Origin of the sequence: Saccharopolyspora erythraea NRRL 2338, assembly GCF_000062885.1 — a bacterium.
GTDB lineage: Bacteria > Actinomycetota > Actinomycetes > Mycobacteriales > Pseudonocardiaceae > Saccharopolyspora_D > Saccharopolyspora_D erythraea.
Window position 1 is genome coordinate 4,587,973 of record NC_009142.1, and the last position, 10,473, is coordinate 4,598,445.

General features: G+C 69.7%; 1 protein-coding gene. It reads right to left on the reverse strand.

Annotation, left to right across the window (positions count from 1 at the left end):
- Window positions 1-24: 24 nt before the first annotated feature.
- Window positions 25-10,470 carry a type I polyketide synthase gene (locus SACE_RS38830; protein ID WP_011874255.1) on the reverse strand — a complete coding sequence of 3,482 codons (10,446 nt, stop codon included), beginning with the start codon at window positions 10,468-10,470 and terminating at the stop codon, window positions 25-27.
- Window positions 10,471-10,473 lie beyond the last annotated feature (3 nt).

Genomic DNA, 10,473 nt, shown 5'->3' on the forward strand with positions numbered 1-10,473 from the left:
GTTCATCCCCCTGCTGCGTTCGCTTCAGTTCGAACCGAGCTCGTCGACGAGGCCGAACAGCTCGTCGTCGGTCACGGTCGAGAGGTCCCGGTCATCCGGGTGGTCGTTGTCGTCCTCGCCCCACTTCGCCAGCAGAGCGGTGAGCCGCATCGTGATCCGCGACCGGTCGAGCTGTTCGGCGGACGCCTCGGCCAGGGCCGCCTCCAGCCGGTCCAGTTCCGCCGACACGGAGGCGGTCGGGTCGGAGCCGTCGAGCGGGAGCCGCGTCAGCAGGTGCTCGGCGAGGGCGGTGGGGTTCGCGTAGTCGAAGACCACCGTGGCCGACAGCCGGACATCGGTCGCCGCCGACACCCGGTTGCGCAGTTCGACGGCGCTCAGCGAGTCGAAGCCCAGGTCCTGGAAGGCCTGTTCCACGCCGATGAGTTCCGGCGATCCGTACGCCAGGACCGCGGCGACCTCCCGGCGGACCAGGTCGAGCACGGTCTGCCGCCGTTCGGCCGGGGACTGCCCGGCGAGACGGGTGACGAGCGAACGCGGCCCGGACATCGCGATCCGCCGCTGCGGTCTCCTGACGAGACCGCGCAGCACCGCGGGTATGTCGTGCTGTCCGGCGAGTGCCGCGGTGTTCAACCTCATCGGGACCAGGACGGCGTCGTCGGCGGCGAGTGCGTTGTCGAACAACCGCAACGCCTCCCCACTCGGCATCGGCACGATCCCCGACCGAGCCATCCGAGCCAGATCCGAATCCGACAACCCCCCGGTGATCCCACTGCGCTCCGCCCACAAACCCCACGCGAGTGAAGTCGCCGGCAGCCCTTCGGCACGTCTCCTGCGCGCGAGCGCGTCCAAGGCGGCGTTGGCGGCCGAATAGGCGCTCTGTCCCGCCGCGCCGAGCACTCCTGCGGCGGAGGAGAAGAGGACGAACGCCGACAGGTCGAGGGGCCGCGTCAACTCGTCCAGCACCACCGCGCCGCCGACCTTGGCGCGCAGCACGCCCTCGACGCGCTCGGCGGACAGCGACGACACCACGCCGTCGTCGACCACACCCGCCGCGTGCACCACCGCCGACACCGGGAACTCCGCCGGAACCGAGGCCAAAACCCCGGCGACCGCGTCCCGGTCGGCCACATCGCACGCCGCGACCGAGACCTCGGCGCCAAGACCGGCCAGCTCGCCGACCAGGTCGTCGGCCCCGCCGGAACGGCTCAGCAGCAGCAACCGCCGCACACCGCGCTCGGCCACCAGATGGCGAGCCACCGCACGACCCAGCACACCGGTGCCACCGGTCACCAACACCGTGCCACCGGCCTCCCACTCCACCGAGCCCGATCCCGGCACACGCTCCAAACGCGGCGCGAAAGCCCGGCCCGACCGCACCGAGCTCTCCGGCGCATCGGCGACGCCGGGCAGGGCCCGGTAGGAGGCGGGGTCCTCATCCAGGGCCACCACCGCGACCCGACCGGGGTTCTCCGCCTGGACCGAACGCAGGAAACCCCACACCGCGGCGGAGGCCATGTCGACTTCCGGGTCCCCGGTACACACGACCAGGCGCGTCGAGGCGAATCGCGGCTCGGCCGACCAGGCTTGGACGGTGTCGAGCATCCGGACCGTCGCCCGCGTCGCACCGCCGGTCGTAGTGGCCGCGATGACCACCAGGTCAGGAAGCTCGTCGCCGTCCGACAGGCATTCGGCCAGATCGGCGTAGGTCCTGCGGACCTGCAACGTCTCCGCGAGCGTTTCGAGACCAGGGCCGACGAGCGCCCAGCGCTGCGTTCCGGTGCGGGACGCGGACATGCTCTCCGGAACCCAGATCGTCCGGAACAGCGAACCACCGTTGGACGCGGCGATCTGGTCGCTGGTCACGGGGCGGACCGTCAGCGACTCGATGGAGCCGACCGGCGCGCCCGTGCCGTCGGCCAGCAAGACGGTGACGGTGTCCTTCCCGGCAGGGGCGATCCGCACGCGAAGTTCCGACGCGCCCACCGCGTGCAGGCACACACCGCTCCAGGCGAACGGCAGCGCGGCACTCTCCAGGTCCGCACCGGACAGGTATCGGATCGCGTGCACCGCCGCGTCGAGCAACGCGGGGTGCAACCCGTAGCGGGTGGTGTCCGAGTCCTCGGGCAAGGCCACCTCGGCGTACAGGTCGCCGTCACCGTGCCGCCACACCTGACGGAGGCCCTGGAACCGCGGCCCGTATACGAGCCCTGCATCCGCCAGCTCGGCGTAGCAGGAGGAGACGTCCACGACCGCTGCCTCCGGCGGCCAGGACGTGAGGTCGGCGGCTGCCGCGGCGACCGGACCGAGGACGCCACGGGCGTGGCACGTCCACCCCTCATCGTGGTCGCGGGGTTCGGGACGCGCGTGGATCGTCAGCGGCCTGCGCCCGGCGTCGTCGGCTTCCTCGACCCGGAGTTGGAGCTGGACACCGCCGTTCTCCGGGAGGGTCAGCGGCACCTCCAGTGTCAGTTCCTCCACCCCACCGCATCCGGCTTCCTCCGCCGCGCGCAGCGCGAGTTCGGCGAGTGCGCTGCCGGGAACGAGGACCGCGCCGTGGACCAGGTGGTCGCCGAGCCACGGGTGCGTGCGGCGGGAGATCCGGCCGGTGAAGATCGTGCCGTTGCCCTCGGCGAACTCGACCACGGCTCCGAGGAGGGGATGCTCGTCGCCGTCGAGCCCGGCCGCGCTGACGTCACCGCCGTCCTCGTCCGCCTCGAGCCAGTAGCGTTGCCGCTGGAACGGGTACGTCGGCAGGTCGACCTGCCGAGCGCCGGTTCCCGCGTAGTACGCCGCCCAGTCGACGGCCGCACCGCGGACGTGCAGCCTGCCCAGGCAGTCCGACACGCTGTCCGGCTCGGGGCTGTCGCGACGCAGGACTGGGAGGAACGCGGCATCGGAGTCGGGCAGGCATTCCTGCCCGGCCGCCGACAACACGCCATCCGGGCCCAGCTCGACGAACGTGTCCACACCCTGCTCGTGCATCGCCCGAACACCATCGAGGAAGCGAACAGTGTCGCGGACATTGCGCACCCAATAGTCGGGTGTCGTGACCTCATCACCGGCACGAGCGCCAGTCACCGTGGAAACAAACGGAATCCGGGGAGCACAGAGCGATACCGACGCAACAACCTCGCGGAACTCCTCCAACATCGGGTCCATCAACGGCGAATGGAACGCATGACTGGTCCGCAACCGCCTCACCCGACGGCCCCGGAAACGCTCCTCGATCAACGCGATCTCGGACTCATCACCCGAGACCACCACCGACAACGGACCATTCACCGCCGCAACCGCAACCCGATCGGACAACAACGAAACGACCTCGTCCTCCGAGGCCGCCACCGCCAACATCACCCCCGGCTCCAACGCCTGCATCAACCTCGCCCGAGCCGCCACCACCCGGCACGCATCCCCAAGCGACAACACCCCAGCAACATGGGCAGCACCCAACTCACCCACCGAATGACCCAACACGAAATCCGGAGCCACACCCCACGACTCCAAAAGACGAAACAGCCCAACCTCAAGCGCAAAAATCCCACACTGCGCATACAACGTCTGATCGATCAATCCAAGGTCATCACCGGACAACGCCTCACCAACCGGCACCTCCAACTCATCACACACCGCACCGAACACCTCGGCGAACACCGGGAAACGAGCACACAAACCCGCACCCATCCCCCAACGCTGACCACCCTGACCAGCAAACACGAAACCGGTCTTGGTGGCTGTCGGCGTGTGGCCGGTCGCGGAGCCTTGCGACAGTGCCGCCAGGTTCGTGATGAGTTGCCGGCGGTCGCTCGCCGTCACGGACGCACGGTGTTCCAGCGATGAGCGGGACTTCGCCGTGGAGTAGGCGATGTCGAGCGCGGTGATTTCCGGATGTGCCTCCACGTGGCGGCGCAGCTGCTCGGCCTGCTCGCGCAGCGCCTCCTCGCTCCGCGCGGAAAGGAGCACCGGAGCACCTCCGCCCGATTCCGCCGGCGGGGCGTCCTCGGCCGCTGGAGCCTGTTCGATGATGACGTGGGCGTTCGTCCCGCTCACTCCGAATGAGGACACCGCCGCCCGGCGGGGCCGGTCCACCTCGGGCCAGGCCACCGCATCCGTCGCCAGCGACACCGCACCCGAAGACCAATCCACATGCGACGACGCCTCGGCCACGTGCAACGTCTTCGGCACCACACCATGCCGCAACGCCAACACCATCTTCATCACACCAGCCACACCCGCAGCCGCCTGCGTATGCCCCAGATTCGACTTCACCGAACCCAACAACAACGGCACAGACCGATCACGACCATAAGCCGACAACAACGCCTGCACCTCAATCGGATCACCCAACGCAGTACCAGTACCGTGCGCCTCCACCACATCGACGTCCTGAGTGGACAACCGGGCATTGGTGAGCGCCTGCAAGATCACCCGCTGCTGCGACGGACCATTCGGCGCCGTCAGACCATTCGACGCCCCATCCTGGTTCACCGCCGAACCACGCACCACCGCCAGCACCGGATGACCAAGCCGCCGAGCATCCGACAACCGCTCCACCAACAACATCCCCGCGCCCTCGGACCACCCCGTGCCATCCGCACCATCCGAAAACGCCTTGCACCGACCATCCGACGCCAACCCACCCTGACGAGCGAACTCGCGGAACGGGGTCGGCGCGGACATCACCGTCGCTCCGCCGACCAGCGCCATCGAGCACTCGCCCGCTCGCAGCGACTGCGCCGCCAGGTGCAGGGCGACCAGCGAGGAGGAGCACGCCGTGTCCACCGTGACCGCCGGCCCCTCGAGTCCGAAGGTGTAGGCGACCCGGCCGGATGCGACGCTGCCGAGGTTCCCGTTGCCCAGGTAGCCCTCCAGCTCGCTCGGGATCTCCCGGACCCGTGCCGCGTAGTCGTGGTACATCACGCCCGCGAACACGCCGGTCCGACTGCCCCGAACCGACAGCGGGTCGACACCGGCCCGCTCGAACGCCTCCCACGACACCTCCAGCAACAACCGCTGCTGCGGATCCATCGCCAACGCCTCACGCGGCGAAATCCCGAAGAACGCAGGGTCGAAATCTCCCACGGCGTCGAGGAACCCGCCCTTGCCGATGGGCAGGTTGAGCACGTCCCAGCCTCGGTCTGCCGGGAAGTCCGCGATGACGTCGGTGCCGTCGAGAACCACCCGCCAAAGATCTTCGGGCGAGTTGATGCCTCCCGGGTAGCGGCATGCCATGCCGACCACGGCCAGCGGTTCGTCGTCCTTCGCCGTCAACGCCACCGGCGTGCTGGAGGCCGCCGGTCGTCCGGCGACCTCGCCCAACAGGTGCTCGGCGAGCACGTTCGGCGTCGGGTAGTCGAACAGGAGCGTGGCAGGCAGCCGCAGTCCCGTGATCTCGTTGAGCCGGTTGCGCAGTTCGACGGCGGTCAGGGAGTCGAAGCCGAGTTCGGAGAACGCCTGGTCCGAGCCGATCGCATCACCGGAAGCATGGTCCAGGACGATGGCGGCCTGACCGCGGACGAGTTCCAGCGCGACCTCGGAGCGCCGGGATTCGGACAGTGCTTCCAACTGCACCGCCCATGACGAATCCCGCGCCTGGAGAGGCTGCCTGCGCCGCGTCCGCACGAAGCCGCGGAAGACCGCCGGTACGTGGTCCAGTCGTTGGAGAGCGTCGATGTCGAGCCGCATCGGGAGCAGGACGGCGTCGTCGGTGGCGAGTGCGGTGTCGAACAACCGCAACGCCTCCCCACTCGACATCGGCACGATTCCCGACCGAGCCATCCGAGCCAGATCCGAATCCGACAAGCCCCCGGTGATCCCACTGCGCTCCGCCCACAAACCCCACGCCAGGGACTGGGCTGGAAGGCCCGCGCTACGGCGCCGGTGTGCGAGCGCGTCGAGGAAAGCGTTGGCAGCGGCGTAGTTCGCCTGGCCCGCGCTGCCGATCGTGGCCGACGCCGAGGAGAAGAGGACGAAGGCCGACAGGTCGAGGTGCCGCGTCAGCTCATCCAGCACCACAGCACCGTCCACCTTGCCACGCAGCACCCGGTCAACCCGCTCCGCGGTCAACGCGGAGACAACACCGTCGTCGACGACACCGGCGGCATGCACCACCGCGCGCAACGGGAACTCCGCCGGGATCGAGGCCAGCACCTCGGCGACGGCGTCCCGGTCCGCCACGTCGCAGGCGACGACCGACACCTGAGCACCGTGCGAAGCCAGCTCGGCATCCAGGCCCCGGGCCTCACCGGAACGGCTCATCAGAACCAACCTGCGCACGCCGTGCACGACCACCAGGTGCCGGGCCAGCAGACTTCCCAGAACTCCGGTGCCACCGGTCACCAACACCGTGCCGTCGGTGTCCCACACCGCGGGCATCTGCCCCTGCACGCGCTCCAGCCGCGGCACGAACGCCCGGCCAGAGCGCACCAAGCACTGCGGCTCGCCCAGCACTCTCCGCAGCGTGTTCCACGAAGCCGGGTCGTCGTCGAGATCCACCGCAGCGACGCGACCGGGGGCCTCGGCCTGGACCGAGCGCAGAAGGCCCCAAACCGCCGCGGACGCCATGTCCGCGACATCCGACCCGTCGGCGACGGCGCCCTTGGTCACGAAAACCAGACGCAGATCGGCGAACCTCTCGTCGCCGAGCCACGACTGGACCATCTCCAGCACCGCACCGGCCTTGGCCGATGCCGAGCGCTCGTCCGTGTCGACCACGACGAACACGTCGGTCACGGTCGTCCCACCGTCCAGCGCATCGCCGAGCGCGGCAAGGTTCGGGTAGCGGGACGCGGGCAGCCCGAAATCCCCGTCGCCGACCACCGCCCAGCCGTCGCCCGCGCTGCCGGCGCCAGACTCGAGCGGCACCCACCTGAGCCGGAACAGCGACTCGCCGGCATCGGCTCGGGCTGCCTCGAGCTGTTGCGCGCTCACGGGGCGCAGCGATGCGGAATCGATCGCGGCCACCGGCGAACCCGCCTCGTCGGCGATGTCGACGGCGACGGCATCGCCGCCCGTGCGCGAGAGACGTACTCGCAGGGACGAAGTGCCGGTCGACCACCACCGCACGCCGCTGAACGCGAACGGCAGGCGCAGCGCACCGTCCGGTGACGCCGCCGCGAGCGCCTGGAGAGCCGCGTCGAGGAGGGCCGGGTGCAGGCCGAAGTCCTCGGCATCGCTGACCACGTCACCGGACAGCACGACCTCGGCGAATACCTCGTCGTCGCGGCGCCAGGCCGCGCGCAACCCCTGGAACGCCGGACCGTAGTCCAGTCCGGAATCGGCCAGCGACTCCCGGAGGCTGACCAGGTCGATCTCGTCGGCACCTCGCGGCGGCCACTCCTGGAACGCGGGGGCGGCCCGTTCGGGTCCGTCGGCGAGCACACCCGTGGCGTGCGTTGTCCACGGTCCTTCCACATCGGCATCGCCCGGCTGGGAACAGATCTCGACCGTTCGACGCCCCGTCTCGTCCGCTGTGCCGACTACGACCCGAAGTGCAACGTCGCCGGTTTCCGACAGCACCAGCGGGGCCGCAAGCGTGATGTCCTCCACCTCGCTCGCACCGGTCACCTCGGCAGCGCAGCGCGCGAGTTCTACGAAGGCGGTGCCCGGGAACAGGCTCCTGCCCAGCACTCGGTGGTCGGCAAGCCAGGAGTGCGTACGGACGGACAGCCGCCCGGTCAGCACCGGGCCCGTCTCCCCCGGCATCGACACGAGGGCGCCCAGCAGCGGGTGGTCGAGCGTGCCGATCCCGGCGGATCTGATTCCGCCGGCCGAAGCACCCGGCTCCAGCCAGTAGCGACGGTGCTGGAACGCATACGTCGGGAGATCGGTCCGGCGGACGTCGAGGCCGTTGAACACCGCTTCCCAGTCGGGCGTCCGGCCGCGCACGTGGAGCTTGCCGACCGCGGTCAACGCACTCTCGGGTTCGGGCTGATCGCGACGCTGAAATGGCACGAAGAGCGCGTCGGAGTCGGGCAGGCATTCCTGCCCGGCCGCCGACAACACGCCATCCGGGCCCAGCTCGACGAACGTGTCCACACCCTGCTCGTGCATCGCCCGAACACCATCGAGGAAGCGAACAGTGTCGCGCACGTTGCGCACCCAGTAGTCGGGGCTGACCAACTCCTCACCGGCAAGGGCACCGGTCACCGTGGAAACAAACGGAATCCGGGGAGCACAGAGCGATACCGACGCAACAACCTCGCGGAACTCCTCCAACATCGGGTCCATCAACGGCGAATGGAACGCATGACTGGTCCGCAACCGCCTCACCCGACGGCCCCGGAAACGCTCCTCGATCAACGCGATCTCGGACTCATCACCCGAGACCACCACCGACAACGGACCATTCACCGCCGCAACCGCAACCCGATCGGACAACAACGAAACGACCTCGTCCTCCGAGGCCGCCACCGCCAACATCACCCCCGGCTCCAACGCCTGCATCAACCTCGCCCGAGCCGCCACCAACTTGCACGCATCCCCAAGCGACAACACCCCAGCAACATGGGCAGCACCCAACTCACCCACCGAATGACCCAACACGAAATCCGGAGCCACACCCCACGACTCCAAAAGACGAAACAGCCCAACCTCAAGCGCAAAAATCCCACACTGCGCATACAACGTCTGATCGATCAATCCAAGGTCATCACCGGACAACGCCTCACCAACCGGCACCTCCAACTCATCACACACCGCACCGAACACCTCGGCGAACACCGGAAAACGAGCACACAACCCCGCACCCATCCCCCAACGCTGACCACCCTGACCACCAAACACGAAACCGCACTTGCCGACGCGGCCGGCGGTTCCCGTCACCACGTCCGCCGCAGGTGCGCCCGTTTCGAGGGCATGCAAGCCGTCGATGAAGTCCTGGCGGGTGGTGCCGAGAAGCACCGCGCGGTGTTCGAAAGCGGAGCGCGTCGTCGCCGCCGAGTACGCGATGTCGGCCGGATGCGTCTGTGGGTGCAGCTCGATGTGCCGCCGCAGGGCGGCGGCCTGGTCGCGCAGGGCGGTTTCGCCGCGAGCCGACACCACGAGCGGTACGGCCGACGGCGGGTACTCCGCGGGCGCCTCCGCGACTGCTCCCGGCGCCTGTTCCAGGATGAGGTGGGCGTTGGTTCCGCTGATGCCGAAGGCGGAAACCGCCGCCCGGCGCGGCCGGTCCTCCGACTCCGGCCACGGCTGCGGGTCGGTGAGCAGGGAGACCGCTCCTGACTCCCAGTCCACGTGCGACGAGGGCCGGTCGACGTGCAGGGTCTTCGGCAGGAGGCCGTGGCGCAGGGCCATGACCATCTTGATCACGCCCGCCACACCCGCCGCGGCGAGCGTGTGGCCGATGTTGGACTTCACCGAGCCCAGCCACAGCGGCCGGTCCCGATCCTGGCCGTAGGTCTCCAGCAACGCCTGCGCCTCGATGGGGTCGCCCAGCGCGGTTCCGGTGCCGTGCGCCTCGACGGCGTCGACGTCGGCCGCGGACACGTCCGCACTGGCGAGCGCAGCCCGGATGACGCGCTGCTGCGACGGGCCGTTCGGCGCGGTCAGGCCGTTGGACGCCCCGTCCTGGTTCACCGCCGAACCCCGCACGACGGCCAGCACCGGATGTCCGAGCCGCTGGGCGTCCGACAGGCGCTCCACCAGCAGCATGCCGACGCCCTCGGCCATGCCCATGCCGTCCGCGGTGTCGGAGAAGGCCTTGCAGCGCCCGTCGGCCGCCAGCACCCGCTGGCGGCTGAACTCCACGAACGTGCCGGGTGTCGCCAGCACGGTCACGCCGCCGGCCAGCGCCATCGAGCACTCGCCGCGGCGCAGCGCCTGGCACGCCAGGTGCAGAGCCACCAGCGATGTCGAACACGCCGTGTCCACCGTCATCGCCGGGCCTTCCAGACCGAGCGAGTAGGCGACGCGGCCCGAGGCGACGCTGGGCACCACACCGGTGACCAGGTGGCCTTCGACGCTCTCGGGCGCGTCGAGCAGACCGGGCCCGTACTCCTGGTAGTTGTGGCCGACGAAGACGCCCGTCCGGCTGCCGCGCAGCGCCGCCGGGTCGATACCGGCGTCTTCCAGCGCCTCCCACGCGGTTTCCAGCAGCAGCCGCTGCTGCGGGTCCATGGCCAGCGCCTCGCGCGGGCTGATGCCGAAGAACGCGGCGTCGAAACCGCCCGGGTCGTCGAGGAAACCACCCGAGCGCACGTAGGTCCGGCCGGACCGCGCGGGGTCCGGGTCGTAGAGGCCGTCGAGGTCCCAGCCCCGGTCGGCGGGGAAACCGGAGATCACGTCGCGGCCGTCGGCCAGGACCCGCCAGAGCTCGCCGGGCGAGGTCACGCCGCCCGGGTACCGGCAGGCCATCCCCACGATCGCGACCGGTTCCCGCTGCGCGTCCTCGACCTCCCGGAGGCGCCGGTTCGCCTTGCGCAGGTCCGCGGTGACCCGCTTGAGGTACTCGCGGAGCTTGTCTTCGTCAGCCATTGC